General features: G+C 51.8%; 16 protein-coding genes. 6 read left to right on the forward strand and 10 right to left on the reverse strand.

Annotated elements, in window-relative coordinates:
* Positions 1-40 precede the first annotated feature (40 nt).
* From trxB to ACKWCC_RS18225, 3 genes are all read left to right on the forward strand, one after another.
* A complete protein-coding gene (gene trxB, locus ACKWCC_RS18215) occupies positions 41-1,024 on the forward strand; it encodes a thioredoxin-disulfide reductase (protein ID WP_413997404.1) in 984 nt (327 codons plus the stop codon).
* Positions 1,025-1,922: 898 nt separating this feature from the next.
* Entirely contained in the window at positions 1,923-5,042 is a 3,120-nt protein-coding gene (locus ACKWCC_RS18220; RefSeq protein WP_413997405.1) for a SusC/RagA family TonB-linked outer membrane protein, read from the forward strand.
* Positions 5,043-5,054: 12 nt separating this feature from the next.
* Entirely contained in the window at positions 5,055-6,542 is a 1,488-nt protein-coding gene (locus tag ACKWCC_RS18225; RefSeq protein WP_413997406.1) for a SusD/RagB family nutrient-binding outer membrane lipoprotein, read from the forward strand.
* Between the two features lie 308 nt (positions 6,543-6,850).
* Here the strand turns inward: ACKWCC_RS18225 and ACKWCC_RS18230 are convergent, their stop codons facing one another.
* The 9 genes from ACKWCC_RS18230 to ACKWCC_RS18270 all read right to left on the reverse strand — a co-directional run bounded on the left by ACKWCC_RS18230 (position 6,851) and on the right by ACKWCC_RS18270 (position 15,691).
* Positions 6,851-7,459, reverse strand: a complete 609-nt coding sequence (locus ACKWCC_RS18230) for an IS630 family transposase (protein WP_413997407.1) — start codon at positions 7,457-7,459, stop codon at positions 6,851-6,853.
* Positions 7,413-7,850 carry a winged helix-turn-helix domain-containing protein gene (locus ACKWCC_RS18235; RefSeq protein WP_413997408.1) on the reverse strand — a complete coding sequence of 146 codons (438 nt, stop codon included), beginning with the start codon at positions 7,848-7,850 and terminating at the stop codon, positions 7,413-7,415. Before ACKWCC_RS18235 ends, ACKWCC_RS18230 begins: the two co-directional genes overlap by 47 nt.
* A gap of 255 nt (positions 7,851-8,105) precedes the next feature.
* A complete protein-coding gene (locus ACKWCC_RS18240) occupies positions 8,106-8,555 on the reverse strand; it encodes a hypothetical protein (protein WP_413997409.1) in 450 nt (149 codons plus the stop codon).
* 1,036 nt (positions 8,556-9,591) lie between these two features.
* Positions 9,592-10,644: an aminotransferase class I/II-fold pyridoxal phosphate-dependent enzyme gene (locus tag ACKWCC_RS18245; RefSeq protein ID WP_413997410.1), complete on the reverse strand. Its 1,053-nt coding sequence runs from the start codon at positions 10,642-10,644 to the stop codon at positions 9,592-9,594.
* 78 nt (positions 10,645-10,722) lie between these two features.
* Positions 10,723-11,733: a dipeptide epimerase gene (locus ACKWCC_RS18250; protein ID WP_413997420.1), complete on the reverse strand. Its 1,011-nt coding sequence runs from the start codon at positions 11,731-11,733 to the stop codon at positions 10,723-10,725.
* Between the two features lie 95 nt (positions 11,734-11,828).
* Complete coding sequence (locus ACKWCC_RS18255; RefSeq protein ID WP_413997411.1) at positions 11,829-12,560, reverse strand: head GIN domain-containing protein; 732 nt, start codon at positions 12,558-12,560, stop codon at positions 11,829-11,831.
* Positions 12,561-12,724: 164 nt separating this feature from the next.
* A complete protein-coding gene (locus ACKWCC_RS18260) occupies positions 12,725-14,521 on the reverse strand; it encodes a PspC domain-containing protein (protein ID WP_413997412.1) in 1,797 nt (598 codons plus the stop codon).
* Positions 14,522-14,584: 63 nt separating this feature from the next.
* Positions 14,585-14,914, reverse strand: a complete 330-nt coding sequence (locus ACKWCC_RS18265) for a PadR family transcriptional regulator (protein WP_413997413.1) — start codon at positions 14,912-14,914, stop codon at positions 14,585-14,587.
* Positions 14,915-15,208: 294 nt separating this feature from the next.
* Positions 15,209-15,691, reverse strand: a complete 483-nt coding sequence (locus tag ACKWCC_RS18270; protein WP_413997414.1) for a DUF4870 domain-containing protein — start codon at positions 15,689-15,691, stop codon at positions 15,209-15,211.
* Between the two features lie 187 nt (positions 15,692-15,878).
* Between ACKWCC_RS18270 and ACKWCC_RS18275 the strand changes: the two genes are divergently transcribed.
* On the forward strand, positions 15,879-16,340 hold the full coding sequence (locus ACKWCC_RS18275) for a DUF4442 domain-containing protein (RefSeq protein WP_413997415.1): 462 nt from the start codon (positions 15,879-15,881) through the stop codon (positions 16,338-16,340).
* A 105-nt stretch (positions 16,341-16,445) separates the two neighbouring features.
* On the opposite strand, the gene ACKWCC_RS18280 is transcribed toward ACKWCC_RS18275, so the two are convergent.
* Positions 16,446-16,868: a hypothetical protein gene (locus ACKWCC_RS18280; RefSeq protein WP_413997416.1), complete on the reverse strand. Its 423-nt coding sequence runs from the start codon at positions 16,866-16,868 to the stop codon at positions 16,446-16,448.
* 79 nt (positions 16,869-16,947) lie between these two features.
* Between ACKWCC_RS18280 and xerA the strand changes: the two genes are divergently transcribed.
* Complete coding sequence (gene xerA / locus ACKWCC_RS18285) at positions 16,948-18,075, forward strand: site-specific tyrosine recombinase/integron integrase (protein ID WP_413997417.1); 1,128 nt, start codon at positions 16,948-16,950, stop codon at positions 18,073-18,075.
* Between the two features lie 77 nt (positions 18,076-18,152).
* A partial coding sequence (locus ACKWCC_RS18290; RefSeq protein ID WP_413997418.1) for a DUF262 domain-containing protein occupies positions 18,153-18,832 on the forward strand: 680 nt, incomplete at its 3' end.

Genomic DNA, 18,832 nt, shown 5'->3' on the forward strand with positions numbered 1-18,832 from the left:
TTATTTTTGCAACGAACGAAAAGAAAATAGACCATAAGATATGTCTGATACGATAGAACGACTGAAAACATTGATCATAGGCTCTGGCCCGGCGGGCTACACGGCCGCCATTTATGCCGCCAGGGCAGATTTAAAACCGGTGATGTACACGGGAATGGAACCCGGTGGCCAGCTCACCACCACCACGGAAGTGGACAATTTTCCCGGATATCCGGACGGTATAGACGGCCCCACGATGATGGTGCAGTTGCAAAAGCAGGCCGAACGTTTTGGCACCGAGGTGCGCATAGGCATGGTCACCGCTTGTGAGTTGAGCACCGTTAAGGGCGGTATCCACAAGGTAACGGTGGACAATGGGAAGGTCATTGAGGCCGAAACGGTGATCATCTCCACCGGGGCCAGCGCCAAGTACCTGGGCATTCCCAGTGAGCAGCGCTTGCGCGGCGGGGGCGTCTCTGCCTGTGCCGTCTGCGACGGCTTCTTTTACAAGGGCCAGGATGTGGCCATTGTTGGGGCGGGGGACACTGCCGCCGAGGAAGCCTCCTATCTGGCAAAAATCTGCAACAAGGTCACCATGCTGGTGCGCAAAGACCATATGCGGGCCTCCAAGGCCATGCAGCACCGGGTAAACAGCCTCAAGAACATAGAGGTGCGTTACAATACGGAGGTAGATGAGGTCTTGGGCGACCAAGTGGTTGAAGGACTGCGCATGGTGAACAACCAGACCGGGGAGAAAGAGGAGATCGCCATTACCGGTCTCTTCATAGCCATTGGCCACAAACCCAATACCGACATTTTCAAGGGCCAATTGGATATGGATGAAACCGGCTACCTGATAACCGAGGGAAAATCCACCAAAACAAATTTGCCCGGCGTGTTTGCCTCCGGGGATGCGCAGGACAAGGAGTACCGCCAGGCGGTCACCGCCGCGGGCACCGGCTGCATGGCCGCCCTGGACGCCGAACGTTACCTGGCCGACATTGGCTCCGTGGAAGAGGCCGTGGCAGACAACTACAATCTTTAGGAAAAGCGGAAAGACACAGGAAACAGTAAATGGCCCCTTGGGGCCATTTTTTATGGGGCAGAACAGGATCTTGTCCTTGGGATGCCGCTTGCCCAACCCCCAATACCATTTCCCAATTGAAAATAAGCCGATAAATCGTTTCTTTTTCGCAGGCCAAAAAAATAATTCCATCTCCATAGCTGCATTGCAAACGAGAACTGGTATAACAGCACAAAGGTGAGGGACAAGGTGGCCGTAGCGGGTCCAAAGCCTCCTTTTGCCCCCCCCTGGTAGCCTGGTTCATCATTTAACATAGGGCCAAGGGACGTAAGACGTAGGATGTCATGTTTTTGGTTCCCTGAAATTTGGAGACCTAACTTACGGGTGTTTGTGATTGGACCTATTTGTTGTCTTGCGTCCTACGGCGTACAGCCTTACCGCTGGCCAATACCATTTTCGTTTCCACAACTTTCGTGGTAGAACCGTTTTCTTTTTCCTGGAATGCCATTTTTTCCACGATACATCACATAAATGGTGCTGTTGATCCCTTTCTTTTTTAAACCCAGATTAAGCAATGGAAATTTATCACGCCTGCAAACCCCTTCAAAACCGATCGTTGCACGCACTCTTGCCCCCTCACCGCAGCGATGGCTACCCGCCCGTACCGAAGGGCACGTTCGGGCGGGCCCGCCCGTACCGGATGGCACGTTCGGGCGGACCCGCCTGAATCGCAAAAGTCTTGATTTTATTGGTCACGAGTACTCGGGACACACCCTGATGACGAAAGTCTGGCGCGCAATATGGATTCAACGATACCTTGATTTTTATGACAATTTCTGAAACATTTTAGCTTTATAATGTTAAGAAATTTGGTTAATTAAGTTTTTTTTATGATTTTCAGGAATTAAACCAAACACCTATGAAAAAATTAGCCTCCCTGCTCTTTGTGCTGCTGCTGTGTTCCTATATGAACGCCCAGGTAACAGGCACTGTGGAAGATGAATTTGGAACGCCCCTTCCTGGCGTGGCCGTGCTCATTGTGGGCACCACCACGGGAACCACCACCGATTTTGACGGAAAGTACACCATTGCGGCCGCCCAGGGCCAGGTATTGGAGTTTTCCTATCTGGGCCTCAAGACAAAGACCGTGACAGTGGGCACCAGTACGGTGATCAACGTAATCCTTGAGGAAGATGCCAGCGCTCTGGACGAGGTGGTGGTCACGGCCTTTGGTGTGGAGCAAAAACAAAAATCGCTGGGATACAGTGTTACCCAGATAAAGACCGAGGACATCAATTTGGTTGGGCAGGCGAACCCCATAGAAACCCTGCAGGGCAGGGTGGCCGGTGTGCAGATCAACCGAACCTCCGGGGCATCGGGCGGTGGTGTGGACATTTTGATCCGTGGGGTCACTTCGGTGAATCCCAACAGGAACAACCAACCCTTGATCATTGTGGATGGCATTGCCCTGAACAATGATACCTTTTCGGGAGAGGTAAGGCCCAGTGCGGGTTCCAATTCGCCCAACAGCTCGGAGCAATTTGCCTTTTCCAACAGGGCCGGGGACATCAACCCGGAAGACATAGAGTCCTTTAACGTGTTAAAGGGGGCGGCGGCCACGGCACTCTACGGGGTACGGGCATCCAATGGGGCCATTATGATCACCACAAAAAAAGGGAAGAAGGGCAAGGCCAAGATCAACTTTACCGCTTCCACCACCTTTAGGGATGTGCGCACCACCCCAGAGCTGCAGACCACCTTCCGGGAAGGTTTCCGTGGGGAGCCACGGCTTCTTTACGACCCCAATTCCCCCACGGGCTTCAACCGGGTGCAAAATGGCACGGTGTTCTGGTCTTGGGGCCCCAGGTACTCGGATGACAGCATTACCTTGGAAGATGGCACCAATGTGGACCTCTCCAACGACCGGTTTTACAGTCCGTACGATATTTTCCGCACCGGTTTCAACACCCAGGCCAATCTGAGCATCAGTGGGGCAAGCGATAAGCTGGACTATTTCTTTTCCCTGGGGAACAACAGGGAGGATGGCGTGCTGCCCAATACCGACTTTAAAAAGACCACCTTTAGGCTAAACAGCGGGTACCAGGTAACGGACAAGTTAAAGTTGAACACCTCGGTGGCCTACACCAAATCCGGTGGCAAACGGGCCAACGGGGGAGACAAGTCCGTGATGAGCGCGCTTTCCTATTTTTCGGGCACTTTTCCCATAAACGATTTCCAAAACCCGGACGGGAGTGAGCGCGATTATTCTTTTGGCATCATTGACAACCCGCGGTACCTCATGGAGAACAGCAGCCTGATCGATGATGTTAACCGATGGATCGGAAATGCCACCATCAATTGGAACCCCTTGGAGTGGTTAAACATCACCTATGCCGCCCAAGTGGACAATTATAGCGACAAAAGGAACCGGTTCGTGGGGGCAGATCTGGACGGGGGCTCCCAAGTGGGCGGATTTATCCTGAACCAAAACATTAACTTCACGGGGCTGGAATCCAACTTCCTGGCCGCGATGAGCAAATCCTGGACGCCGGATTTCACCACGGACCTTACCCTGGGACATCAAGTGTCTGACATTAGGCGGGAGTATGACGAGGCCAGGGGAGAGGGCCTGAACGTGCCGGGGATCAACGAGGTGGGCAACACCACCAACTTTTTCATTGACAACGACATTAACCGTCGCAGAAACGTGGGTGTCTTTGGGGAGTTGAAATTGGGGTATAGGGACAAATTGTTCTTGACCGTGACCGGCAGAAACGACTGGTTGTCCACCCTTCCGGAAGACAACCGTTCCTTCTTCTACCCTTCGGCCAGTTTGGCCTATGACATCTCGGATGTCTTTGGCGACAATGATGTCTTCACCTTTGGTAAGCTCCGGGCTTCATGGGCAGAGGTGGGCAAGGGGCCCGGTTTTGGGGACGTGGGTCAATTTTTTGTGGTAGATGATGCGTTTCCCTTTGCCGGCACCGGTGGCTTTAGAAGAAGCACCCAGGTGGGCGGGCAGGACATTGTTCCGGAACGCAACCAATCCACTGAATTTGGGGCCGATTTCCGCTTTTTAAAAGACCGCATCCGCTTGGACTATGCCTATTTCAACACCAGGGTAAGGGACCAGATATTTACGGTGGGCACGGCCCAATCTTCCGGACTTTCGGGCATTGTCAGAAATGCGGGCGATTTTGAGGTCTTTGGGCATGAATTGCTCTTCAGTGCGGACATCATCCAAAAACCTGATTTTCAATGGGACGTGACCCTGATCTGGTCCACCAGTGCGGGCAATGTCCTGGAAATCCCCGATGACATTGAGTCCATAGTGTTCGCCGATGCCGGTTTCGCCGGGGTCACCTCGGAAATCAGGGAAGGGGACAAAATGGGCACCCTCTACGGCTGGCGATGGCGCTATGAAGACGGGCAACGTTACATTGACGCCAACGGCAAACCAGAGGTTGATTTTACCGACCGACAAAAAGTGGGCAACGCCTTCCCGGACTTCATTTCTTCCATAGGCAGTAACTTCAGGTACAAGAACATTGGCTTCAATTTTCTTTTGGAATACAAAAAAGGCGGCGATCTGTACGACTCCGGAAGGAGGAACTCCATCCGAAACGGTATCTTGGCCATTACGGAGCTCAGGGATCAGGAGGTAGTGCTGGAAGGTGTCACGGACGATGGCAACGGAGGCTTCATACCCAACACCACCCCCACCTTGATCGATCAGGACTATTACCGCAGCTCCACGGACTACAATAGGGCCTCGGAAATTTTGGTGCAGGACGCATCATGGGTAAAGTTGAGAAACATTGGCCTCACCTATACCGTGGGCGGCAATTTTATCAAGAACATGGGCATCTCGGGGGCCAGTGTCTCCGTCAATGCCAACAACCTGCTGCTGTGGACACCCTTTGAGGGATACGACCCAGAGGGAAATCAGTTCAGTGCGGGCAGCAACGTGTACGGTTTTACCGGTCTTAGCGTTCCCATAGCGGAGAGTTTTTCAGTTGGTGTAAATATTGGATTCTAAAATAAGAACGTGATGAAAAAAATAAAAACATACCAAGCAGTGGCACTAATGGCGATCTTATTGTCCGTGGCCTGCGGCAAGGATTATTTTGATGTGAACACCCCGTCCAATACCGCCACGGTAGATCAGCTGCGCATGCAGGATCTGATGGCCCCGGTGATCTTGAGCACCATGGAGGGACAACGGGCCGCCGAGCTATCCTTTGGAAATTACGTCCAGAACTTTGTGGGCACCGGTGGAGGGGCTGCGGGCCAGACCACCGCGAGCGGACTATGGAGCCAGGTGTACCTTTTTGTGTTGCCCAACGTACAGGTGATCAAGGAAAAGGCCGCGGAGACCAACGCCACCCATATCGCCGCAATGGCAGACATACTCACCGCGGTGAACCTGGGCATAGCCACGGACACCTGGGACAATATTCCCTACAGCGATGCCACGGAAGGTCCGGAGAACAACTTTGCCTCTTTTGATTCGCAGGAGTTTGTCTATGAACAGATTTTTGACCTCTTGGACAATGCCATAGCGGCCCTGGAGGCACCGGACAACTCCGGACTTGACATTGGCAGCGCGGACCTGGTCTATGGCGGAGATATGGACAAATGGCTCAGAACGGCCTACACCGTAAAGGCACGGTATCAGTTGCATTTGGTGAACAAGGGCGTGGTAACCCCGGAAACCGTTTTGAACACCATTGCCAACGGCTACAACAGCAATGAGGACGATTTTCTCCTCTACTATGACGAAAGAAACATAAATCCATGGTACTCTGCCGAGATCCTGGCCAGGGCCACCGGCAACCTGAGCAATGACATTGGGAGCCAGCTGGTAAGCTCCATGAACGGCGATTACTATCCCTTCCAGAGCGGGGCGCTCACCATTGACCCCCGCTTGCCCCTCTTTGCGGAAAATGGCGGAGAGGAAGAGTACAAGGGTTTTGTGAGCGGTGGTGTGGGCGTGGCCCCCGATGGCAGCGATGCCAATGCCAGGTTCAGGACAGATGGTTTTTACACTAGTGTGGATGCCCCCGTAATGCTCATAAGTTACGCCGAGGCCAAATTCATTGAGGCAGAGGCCGCCTTTTTGGCCAACGGCGGAAACATGACCAGCATTGGCACCAACGCCCAGGCCTACAGTGCTTACTTGGAGGGCATACAGGCCAGCATGACCATGTACGAAGTGGAAGACGAAGGGGCACTCTATCTTGCCGATGGTGCCATTGCGGTTGGGGAAGGGGCCTTGGCCCTGCACCATATCATGAAGGAAAAATACATCCACAATTTTTTGAACCCCGAGACCTTCGTGGATTTTAGACGATACGATTTTTCCAATGAGGTGTTCACCGGACTCCAAATACGGCTGGAAGAGGCCAGTGACGACAGCGACTTCTTTGGCCAATGGTTCCGTAGGGCAGAATATCCGTCCAGTGAGCTGAACCGAAACGAAGCCAATGTACTGGCCAACCAACAAACCCCGGTGACCCCCGTTTGGTGGGACGAATGACAGCGACCGCACTTTGCCGTTGCACCCATTTCCAAAACGTACCTGGGGAGTGCCTGGGGGCAGGTTCTCCCAGATGCGCAAGCGGGGAGAGGCCAACCTGTCCACGAAAAAAAGAGGATTGCCCTTGGGCGGTCCTTTTTTTAGGGCCAGAATACGAGCATCCTCTTAACCGTGGCCTTGGTTTGGCTTCTCTTTAGGTGCGATGCGGGCCGGAGAACCCTGCCCAACCGCCATTTCTGGAATCTTTTTGTGGGATGCCTTTGGGAAGAAACATACTTTAAGCCAGATGAAGACTTATACCAATTACGTTATAAAAATACAGAAATAAAATTCTCAAGATAGAGTTTGTTTGCGGTAATCGATTTGACCAGCTCGGGACCCATTGACCTTACCTGATCGTGGAGCCACTGTTTTAATTCTTCCATGGAGTCGAACAACATGTTCTTGAACCTCTGTTTGATGTACTGCCATATCTGTTCACATGGGTTCAACTCGGGCGAATAGGGGGGAATCCGCAACAGGTGTATGTTTTCGGGCACTTCAAAATTCTTGGTGGAGTGGAAGCCCGCATTGTCGATCACAACGATGTTCTGGATGTTCGGCCTACTTTGGGAAAGGGCATTGAGATATGCCTCGAAGATCCTGCCGTCGGTCCCATTTATCTCCCAAACAAAACTATCGCCGCTCACCGGTGAATAGCTGCCCCATAGATAGGTGTTGTCGAACCTGTGCTGGTAGGGTGCCAAGGGTCGTGCACCGATCGGGGAGACACAGCGCCCCACTTGTGTCTTGAGCCCGAAGCGGGACTCGTCCTGAAACCAAAGTTCAAATTTATCGGGCCTGTCTTTATCCAGACCGGTTTTAAATAGCTCAAAGGTGGTTTTGAGGTTTTTTAAAAACCTCCACGGCCTTTTCATCTTTCTTGACATTGCTCTTGCGGGGCATCTTGAGCCTGGTCTTGAACTTTTCCCTCATATACTCCCGCAGCCAATTGTAGCTTATCCGTATCCCGAACTCCTCCTGCACCCATTGATGGGCGTCCCAATAGCCGCGAAACCCGTCGTTGGGATCCTCAACGCGCCTGCGCAGTGCTTCATGGACCTCGCCCGATATCAGTTTGGAGCCTTTCCCACGGGTCTCGGGGGCCAGGAGCCCCTTGAGCCCCGAACCTCTATAGATGGCGCTCCAGTTGTCCAGCGTGGCCAAGGTCACGCCGAGCCGCCCTGCCATCCCCGACATCGAGGGTATCTCGTTCTCCTTGAGCATGATCATAAAATTCAAACGTCCGTTTTGACGTGAACCCCTCATCTTTGGCCTCAGCTTTTTAAGTTCTTCAAGGCTCTCAGACACTTCCGTAGTACGTTTTCTTCCCATACCCCAAATATACCAAAAATAATTACGTAAATGGTATTAGAGATCCGGTGAGAGCGGCAAAATCATACAAAACCGAGCACTGCGCAGACTTTTCCCCATTCCCGTATTGATGGCCAGGCCTCAACCCCAAGGTCTGGATTATATGGGGCGCTATGACCTTATTGGGAACCTCCAATGCATCAGCCGGATTTAATCGATGCGTCTGTAGTTTTCGGAAAAAGTCCGGTTGCCCTCCGCATCCGTGGTGATCTGGCTGTAGGTGTCATCGTCCAAGATCAGCTCAAACTCAAACACTTTCACCGTGTCCCTGATGTCCATCATGGTGGCCGAAGCAAATTCCAGCCGTTCCATCAAGGTGCTGTCCGTATGGGTGTAAGAGCCATAACCGAACCATTCCGCCGGATCGTCTGGCGAGTAGCGGGTCCACATCACCTTGCCCTTGCTGTAGATCTTTACCTGCCGGTATCCATTGATGTTGTGCAGGGTGTCCGTTACCCCGGACTCGTCATAGTTATAGCGATCTATAAGCTCCCAAGTGCCCTCTAAAGTAGGACTTGCGCCCTGGGGTTCCGAGGAGGCCATACCGGTAATGGCCACCAAGAGGAGCACCATACCCGCCGATATCATAAAATTTTTCATAAACTATTGGTTTTAAGGTTCATATTATCCTTTTAAATTACAAAATAATGTAACACAACAACAGCTTTACCGTTAATTTTTTATGGTATTGAAAAAGCGAGGAGGTTTGGCGACCAGCCCCTTAAACTTAGGGGATGTCTTAAAAAATTCATCACGCCCGCAACCCCGTGCAGCACCGGTGGCCGTGCCAATTTTTGCTCCATCACCCTGGCCCTGGGGACGCATTGATCGCAATGGCCATCATTTTATTTGGGATGCACCCTCATTGGGAAGCTCCAACAGATGGGGCGTGCCAAAATTTCCGGGTGGTTTCAAAGCCCAAGGTACCAAGGAAGCACATGGCATCCCCCAGGGGCATGCCATGTGCTTCCCGGTAGGTCCGGGAGCAAACATCAACCCGGTAAAAGGGAACATCGGCCCAAAAAAACATGGACTTAAAAAAGGGCTAGTGCTCACTGGATAGCTACTTATTTTAAACTGATTTGATGGCCAAAATGTAAGGCCGGGCGCCCGCCTGAATTATGGCCGAGGCAGGCAGTCGAAGCCTCTTTTGTCTGACGAACGGTTCTCGACTGCCTGCCCGTCCGGTAGGCGGGCGCTCGAACTGACAACAGGAAAAATCATTGATCATATGGTAATCAAATGATTAGCTTGTTCAATGAATACGTATTTATCCATTTAGAGGTCAGTAGATAGTTACCTATTTTAAATCGAGTTGATAGCTTAAATGTCAGGCTGAGCGCAGTCGAAGTCTTCCTTGGCTGGCAAATGGTTCTCGACTGCGCTCGAACTGACAATAGTAAAAATTATTAACCGTATTATAATCAAATAATTACCTTGTTTGATGGATAAGTATTTATCTACTGACCTCTATATCCATTGATTTCTAAAAAGGTAAAACCGGCAGAAATCAACATCGACCCAAAAAAAGGGCAACCTATTTCAGGACAAGACGCATCGAACCCCAAAAACATCGACCCAGAGAAAACATCAACCCGGTAAAAGGGAACATGGGCCCAAAACGGAAAGGATGGTGTTACCTGCCCAAGATGGCACCGATGGCGCTGGTAAGTTGGGCAATGTCCCGATCGGTATGGGCGGCGGACAATACGATGCGGCTCACGGGCGCCGCCCCGTCATTGGGGTAATTGAAGTGGGTAACAATGATCTTCCTTTGCAACAGCCCCGCGGCAAGCCGGTTGTTTTGAAAACCAAAGGTAGGGTGCCCCGCCATGTGCACAAAGGGGTTTGGACGGGGTACCTGATCTAGGAAAAGGTTCAGGTTCTGCCGCAGTTTGTCCCGTCTTTGCGCATACAGCCCCTGGGCCTGTACCAGGGTGGCCATGGCGGCCGGGCTCGCCGGACTGGCCCCGCCAAAGAAGACCGAGTCCCTGAGGGCGTCCATGTCCGCGGCATGGCCAAAGACCGCACCGCCCTGGATGCCAAACCCCTTTCCAAGGGAACAGCACATGAACAGTTTTTTGGCGCCCAAGGCCCGTAAGCGGGCAAATACGCCCTCGCCATCCTTGCCCACCACGCCAATGCCGTGGGAATCGTCCACCACCAGGTACATGTCTTCCAGCGGCAGTGCCCCCAGGGCGCTAAAATGGGGATAGTTCTGCCCGGAAAAATCAATACTGTCCAAAAAGAGCACGGGGGTGGCGGCAGACCCGCTCCCAAGGTGGCCCTCCACATCATGCCGCAAGTCTGCATAGCTGTGGTAATTCTTGTTCTTTTTGCTAAAAAGGGCACTATGGGTGTTGGGCGCATAGAACCGCCGGTAGGTTTTGGATTTTAGGGACTGCACCAGAAACTGCCCGGCCAAGTAGCCCGAGGAAAGCGTTAGGCAAGCCTCACTGCCCACGAGTTGGGCCAAGAGCGCTTCTGCCTCATGAAACACCCTGAACTGCACGTTCGATTTTCGGGAAGCGCCGTAATTGGTGCCGTAGCGCCGGGTGTTCTCAATGAAAATATCTTGAAAATGAAGATGGTCTTGCAGCCCCAAATAAGCCGTTCCGCCAAAATAAAGATGGGGAGTGCCGTTGACCGCCACAGTGCGTCCGGGAAAGGAATCGGTATAATGAACCATACAGGGATCTGGGTTAAGACTGGGGGCTACCGTTGGTTTCCCCCTTGTTGGGGAAGCGTACTTTTTACCCCCTGGGTTTTACAACAGCGCCACCCCGCTTCCGGGCAGTTCGGGGAAGCGCACCTGGCCATTTTCCAGAATGCGCACCCCTGTGGCAATATCTTCCTTTAGGAGCATGGCGCCGTCCATGTCCACATAGTCCAACTGGGGCAAGAGCTGGGCCACGGCAGAGATGCCCACGGTAGATTCCGTCATGCAGCCCACCATGACCTTGATGCCCATTTCCTTGGCCTTTTTGATCATGCGCAGGGCAGGGGTGAGCCCGCCACATTTGGTGAGCTTTATGTTTATGCCGTTAAAGTGCAGGGCACATTTTTCCACATCGGCCTCCACAATACAGCTCTCATCCGCGATGATGGGCAGCACGCTATGGTGCATGAGCTGCTCCATTCCCTGCCAATCTTCCGCTTTCAGGGGCTGCTCCAGAAACTCTACCCCAAGGTCCTTTAACAATGGGGCGTTTTCCATGGTCTCCTTGGCCGTCCAGGCGCAGTTGGCATCGATCCTAAAAATGGCATCCGTGTGTTTCCTGAGCTCCCGTACCAGGGCCACGTCATGATCGGTGCCCAATTTGATCTTGTAAATGGGCCATGGGGTCTCTTGCATCTTTTCCACCATCTTTTCCATGGGGGCCAGCCCAATGGTGTAGTTGGTGGTGGGGTAGGAGGTGGGGGCCGTGCCCCAAATTTCATAAAGCGGCCTGCCCTTTAGCTTTCCGTAAAGATCGTGGGCGGCCAGGTCCAGGGCACAAAGGGCAAAATTACTGAGGCCACTGCCGGTGAGAAAGGCGTGCAGCTCCCCTGGGGTGGTAAAGGGGCGTGCCTCTAGCGTGGCCCGCAAGGCTTCGATCTCTGCCATCATGCCCTCCACGGTGATCTGGTAATAGGGATTTGCCGTGGCCTCCCCGTAACCGGTCTTTCCATCCAACGAGAGCCCAACCACCAGGCTGTCCTGAAAATCATGCGATTCCCTGCTAATGCCAAAGGTGTGCTTTAGCGGAAGGATGTATTTTTTCAACTGTATTTCCATACCCATAAATATAAATATTAGCCCGGTGATATAACAGAAAAACCCAACGAAAAATCCGTTGGGCCTTTGTTTTTATGCTGACTGACGAAAACAGCTCAAAATTGGTTGATGTTCCCCGAGACCGATTTGTTTTTGGTGACTTCGGCCGTTCCGCTATAGGAAACATTGCCCCCGCTGCTGGCATCTGCCCTGAGGGACTTGGACGCATTGACCTGCACGTTGGCCCCGCTGCTGGCGGCTGCCCGGCAATCTTTTGCCAACAGATCGCGTGCCCGGATATTGGCCCCGCTGCTGCCCTGTGCACTGAGCACTCCCACATTGCCGGCCACGCTCAGGTTGGCCCCGCTACTGGCCTCAATCTCCATTTCATCCGCGCGCACTTCCACGGCTATAAGGGCGCCGCTACTACCGTCCAAAAGGAGGTGGTTCACCTCTATTTGGTCTTCGGTGCGCAATTGGGCACCACTGGAGGCAATGAGTTCGCTAATGTTGGGCAGCGAAACATGAACCTCTTTGGTGGCCCTGCCAATGTTCTGTTTGGCGTGCACCTTTAAACGTCCATTCTCAATGTCCGTGGCAATAAGGCCTATGACATTGTCGTCTGCCTGTACGGTAATTGACACGTTGTCGTTTTGGGTAATGAACACCTTAATGCCCTCTGAGGCGTGTACTTCGGTGAAGGCTTCGGTAACAGTTCGTTTTTCTTCCACAATGTTGCCGTTGCCCTTTTCACCCGAGCCAAAATCGGCCAGGTTGATGTCGAAGGCACAGGAGGAAAAAAACAGGGCCAAGGCAAAGGCAATGGCAAATTTTACTAGTGTTGTCATGATGATTGTTTTTTGGTTGATGTAAATATCTTGTTTTGGTTTGCTGTGGGCCACAATTAGGTTCCCGATCGTTGTTTTTGTGGGCTGGGCCGTCATATTTTACCTTGGGGCCATCCTTGCTGTCCACTGCCCGGCTTGGCCCCGGCATCCGGATCGGGCCCCGTTCAGTTCAGAGTGTCCCCTTGCTTTTCCTTGGCCTTGATGTTGATGCCGTCCCGGTCCAGCTTCATCTTAAAGGATTCCCCTTGGTCCTTCACATCGATATCTATCCCATCTTCGTTGATGATGATCTTCCCCTTTTCCCCATCTTCATCTATGGTGATGTCAATGCCGTTCCCGTTGATCCGGATGCGGTTTTTCTCCTTGTCCTTCTCGCGCAAGGTGGGTTCGGGGCAATCCAGGCAAAGGAGCGTACCGTTGTTGGTCATGCGCCATAGTGGCCCTTCCAAGTCCAAATCCTCCCGATCGGTGTCTGCCCTAACCGTGTAAGATTTGGCATCTCCGGGCATATAGCGCAGCACGGTGCCCACGGGCAGGTAGAGGCTGGCGCGCACCTCTTGGTCGTTCAACTTGCTGTTAGCATCCAGGGTAAGATAGTCGTTCAGGGTCAGGGTGTTCCCTTCCCTGCGATACCGGTAGGCAATGTTTGCGGCGGTTTCCCGTGCCTTCTCGTAGGTGGGCCCATCGGCCTCCCGCCGCAGGGACAAGCGCACCAGGGAGTCGGCCGATTTTTTGATGTTCAGCCGCACATCATTGGACACCAATGTTTTTTCGCCGGCGTCGGTGTAGGCGATCATGGTGTTGCCCATCCTTACCATGTTCTCGCGATCGTACCCGGAGGCGTCCAGGCGAAGCTGCAGGGTATCGGTGGTTGGCTCCAGGCGCCATTCGGTTTCCTCGGTAACACTGCCCGTATGGGCGTGGGAGGTGGCCTCCCGTATGCCAAACACCACCAACAGGACAATGGAGAGCAGCCAGAGCCCCAAAAGGCTGAACTTGGCCATGTTGCCAATGGACTTTAGGTTGTTCACCAATATTTTAAGGCCCAGGTACATGAGAAAGAAGAAGGGCACCCCAATGGCAAAAAAGGCCAGTACGGACACCGCCCAGATGGGTAGGCCACTGGAATTCACCATGTGGTAAAAATCCATCCCGGGAACCTGCACCAGGTCCAAGATGCCCACGGAGAGCAGGCCAATGAAAAGGCCGATCAGGGTGGTGGCGCCAATGACAATGAGCAAGATGCCAATGAGCTTGGCAAAAATCTTGAAGCAGAAGAGCACGATGTCTCCCAGGGTATCAAAAAAGGTCTTGCCGCTTTCCTTGACGGTGTTGCCCACTTTACCATAGTCAACACTTTTTACACGATCCGCTACGTCATCAAAACCCTCTTTTACCTTGCGCTCTATATTGCTAATGTTCACGGGCTCGCCGCGCATGTCCAGTTTCTGGGCGGTGGTGGCCGCCTCGGGGATCAAAATCCACAGCAGGCCGTAGATGAAGATGAAGCTGCCGCTGGTGCCAATGGTGAGCAGCACCACCAGGATGCGTATCCACAGGGGATCTATGCCCGCGTAGTGGGCCACTCCGGAAGACACCCCGGCCACATATTTGTGCTCCGTGTCCCGGTAGAGCTTTTTGGGCCGTTTTTTGGGGCCGGCCGCTTGGGCGGGGGGCTCGTCCTCAAAGATGTCCTCATCTACCCGGTAATCTTCCGGCTGGCCCATAATGGCAATGACGGCTTCCACTTCCTTCAGGGTAACCACCTGCCGCTCATTGGCCATTTTTTCGCTGAATAGTTCTGCAATGCGGGCCTCGATATCGGACAGGATCTCGTCGCTGCCGGGCGTATTGGCAAAGGAGCGTTTTACCGCCTCCAGATACCGCTGCATTTTCTGGTACGCCACTTCATCTATGTGAAAGAGCGTGTTTGCTAGGTTTATGCTTACTGTCTTGTTCATTTTTTGATGTTTTTCCGCCGCAGTGGGCAGCGGGGTCAGATGATTTTGGTTGCGTTCTTGGCGTTACTTGTTTTTGGTGACCAGGTTGGTGGCCTTCCGCAGTTCGTCCCAGGTGGTGTCCAGCTCCCTTAGGAAGAGTTTCCCCGTTTCCGTGAGGGTGTAGTACTTGCGCGGGGGTCCGGAGGTGCTCTCTTCCCACCTGTAATTGAGGAGCCCGGCGTTCTTTAAGCGCGTAAGAAGGGGGTATATGGTGCCCTCCACCACCAGCATTTTGGCATCCTTTAGCGTCTGCAGGATCTCCGAGGCATATTTGTCGTTCCCGTTCAGGATGGACAAGATGCAGTACTCCAAGACGCCTTTTCGCATTTGTGCCTTTGTGTTTTCTACATTCATGATTTCTTTTGCTTTGCATACGTCTCCCGGCATTTGGCGTTGGCCAGCGGTAGGGGAACCGTATAGATTGACTGTTCGTTTTTTTTGTTGCCCTTGGCCGTGCCCTTGCCGTTCTTGAAAGACGGGCCGGACACCGGGTGGGGGCAGGTTGATGAATAAACTCCCGGGGTGTGATGAGTACCCCATTGGGCATGTTGCGTGAACCGTGTTACTTTTCCATATCGTGATCGTTTTGGTTGCCCTACGGGCCGGTACATGTTTTGGTGCCCCTTTCTTTGGGGGCAGCTTTCTTCGCTATTTAATGAACTTTATGGTGAGCGGATAATGGAACACCTCTCCCTCATTGGTCTTTATGGTGGCCAAGATGGTATAGACCACATTGATCAAGAACAGGGCGCCGTGCAGCAGTCCGGTGAGGCCCAGGGGAAGCAACCAGCTGCCAAAGGGAAATCCGTCTCCGTTGAAACTGAAGTTCAGGGTGTTGTAATCGTTTAGGCTGCCCAGCCCAAAAAGGTTGAAATTGAAAATATTTGGAAAAAAACCGATCAAAAAGGGCAGGGCCACGATACCGGCAATGATGGAGTACAGCAAAAGGCTGATCTGAAAGTTAAGGGCCTGCTTGCCGCTGTGGTCCACAAAGGCATACTCCTTTTTGTTGGCCGACCACAGCACCAAGGGAATGATGAAATTGCCGAAGGGAAAAAAGTACTTGGTAAAGGTACTGGCGTGGATCAGGGCCGCCAGGTTGCGCTCGTGCTTGGTCAGGGTCTCTGTCATGGTCCGTTTTTTTTAGGTTGATGGATGATGCTTGTTCTGGGTGTTGCTTACGATGCCCAATAACTTCTTATGCAAATATATATCTTTAAGATGGTACTATGCAAAACAAAGTACTTAAATTTAATATTTAATTAACATTTATGCGGTATGATAATTTTGAATACATTTGGGGCAAAATATCCTTGAGATGGCGGTGACCCCCGGTAAATTGAACCTTTTCAGTTTTTTTAAACTTCCTTCGGCCTGGTGGTGCGGGGTAAGGCTTAGGTACCTGGACAAGGAGCGGGCGGTGGTAACGGTGCGCTACGGATGGCGCAACCAAAATCCCTTTAAATCCATGTTCTGGGCCGTGCAGGGAATGGCGGCCGAACTGGCCACGGGCGCCATGATGATCGATCAGATAGGGGAGAGCGGCCATGCCATTTCCATGCTCGTGGCCAACAACAATGCCAGTTTTTCCAAGAAAGCCAGGGGCACCATAACCTTTACCTGCAACGATGGCCATCTGATCAAGGGAGCTCTGCGCAAGACCATTGAAACGGGCGAGGGGCAGACCATCTGGATGCGGTCCGTTGGCACCAATGAAGATGGGGTCGTGGTCTCTACCTTCAATTTTGAGTGGACGGTAAAGCTAAAGCCCCGCCCGTAGCATGGGCAACGGGCCCACTGCGGTGCTCCGCTGGGCGGTTGGGCAACGGCCGCCCTTGGCCCACCGGCAGAACATAGGCACGGGGACACCGCTTAGGGGCCGGTTTTAGTCCTTTTGCCTGCCCCGGTGGGTCCATTTTTGGTTCTTGGCCATAAAATCTTGCCATTCTATGAGCACATATTTGTCTTTTCCGTGCTCTTTCCTGGCCAGGAAGCCGTATTCATAGACAAACAGATAGACATCATTTTTCTGGGTTTTCCAGTAATGGGTAAAGAAATTGGGGTCAAAGCCCTGGTCTGTCAAGATATGGGCCCTTATGGTGGACTTGCCCGCCCTGTTGTAGCGCTTCAGCAACTTTCTGTTGGTTTTTAGCTGGGCCTGGACCCTGCGGTAGAATGTTTCGGGGCCCTCCCGGACCTGTTGGTACTGGTAGGCGCTCTTGCAGTGCAGGTCACAATATTTCTTGTCCGATCGGCCGCTCAGGGGCTTGCCACAGTGAAGGCAGTCTTTCTGCATGCTCTTGCTCATAAAAAAAAGAATAGTACTCGTATATTATACGCTTAATATACGATTATAACGGTTTCTTTTGCTTTATTGCCAAAAAAAAATGTTCAAGGGCAGGAGCGTAACGCTGAGACACCTCTTCATTGACAACCACAAGTGCATTGGGCTACAGTTCCCCGGCGACCGGGTGATACAGGCGCTTGTGGACTCCCTTCCCGGGGCGCGGTGGAGCGAGGCCTTTGGCATGCACTACCTCCGCAACACCAAAGAGAACCTGGGCCTGATCTTTAAGACCTTTAGGGGCGAGGTCTGGGTGAACGGAAACTATTTTTTTGAACACCGCCAGATCAATTCCAACAATGAGGACATCAATGTGGATTGGTTCCGGAAACGAAAGCCCAGGCCCAATTTTAAGCCGTGCCCCGAGGAATATCTTTTAAAATTGGAGTTAAAGCGCTACTCCAACAACACCGTAAGGGCCTATGTCCATTGCTTTGAGGCCTTTATAAACCATTATGCCCACCTGGAGCCCACGAACATCAATGAAAATGAGGTCAGGGCCTACCTGCAGAAGCTGGTGCACCAAGGGCGGTCCTCTTCCTACATAAACCAAGCCCTGAACAGCATCAAGTTCTTTTTTGAGGTGGTGCACGGCATGCCCAACCGTTTCTTTGCCATTGAACGGCCCCGCAAAGAAGAGAGGCTCCCAGAGGTGTTGTCCAAGGAAGAGATATTGGCCATCATTGCCCACACCAACAACCCCAAGCACAAGTGCATTGTGTCCCTGTTGTATTCTTCCGGTCTTAGAAGAAGCGAACTCTTGAACCTGAGGCTGACCGACATTGACAGCAAGCGGATGATGGTGCGCATTGCGCAGGGGAAGGGCAACAAGGACCGGTTGACCATTTTGAGCCCAAGGGCGCTGACCGCGCTAAAGGGCTATTACCGGCAATATCGCCCCAAGGAATACCTTTTCGAAGGCCCCAAGGGCGGGCGGTACAGTGCTTCCAGTGTGCTGAACATTGTGTCCAGGGCCGCCAAGAAGGCCGGCATTCACAAAAAAGTGACACCGCACATGCTCCGCCACAGTTTTGCCACCCATTTGCTGGAGAACGGGACAGATTTGAGACACATACAGCTTTTGTTGGGCCATAATTCTACCAAGACCACGGAAATTTACACCCATGTGGCCAACAGGTCTTTTATGAACATCAAAGATTTACTATCTTAGGCCTATAATGGATATATGATCAATGATCATATTCCTACGTTGCCACCAATTAAAGAAACAGAACGCAGAAATAAAATATGTCATTTCAAATACCAATAACAATTTCTGATGCTATTGAAAGAATAGAATCGAACAAATTATTACTTCCAGCTATCCAAAGAGAATTTATTTGGACACACTCAAAAATCGAATGGCTTTTTGACTCGATAATGAGAAATTATCCGATAAGTTCGTTTCTATTCTGGAACGTAGAAGAAAAAACCTCGAAAAATTATAGATTTTACAAATTCATAAATGAATATCGAGAAAGATACAAAACTCATAATGAAGAAATTTCCACCAATGGAATTAACTCATTTAATGCCGTTTTAGACGGACAACAAAGACTGACTTCATTGTATTTAGGCTTAAAAGGGAGCTTTGGCTACAAAGAATATAGAAGAAAATGGGAAGATACTGAATGGAGTATTCCAACACGACATTTGTATCTCAATATTTCAAACGAGCTTACCGAAGAAGAAGACGGGAGAATTTACGAATTCAGCTTTCTTGAGAAAGATTTAACCCAAGAACGTGAAGTTTACGAAACCGAAGATAAAAATTGGTTTAAAGTTGGAGCAATTCTAAACTATTCCTTGGATTCAACTGATAAACGCAACAGCTTGCTGTTGAAAAAAGCCCTCTCCGGAGATCTGGTCCTAGGGCCAGATCTCCGGAGAGGGCGGCGCAAAAACTTCATACCTTTGGGGTCGCTAAA

It is taken from the genome of Maribacter aquimarinus (genome assembly GCF_047345505.1).
Taxonomy (GTDB): Bacteria; Bacteroidota; Bacteroidia; order Flavobacteriales; family Flavobacteriaceae; genus Maribacter.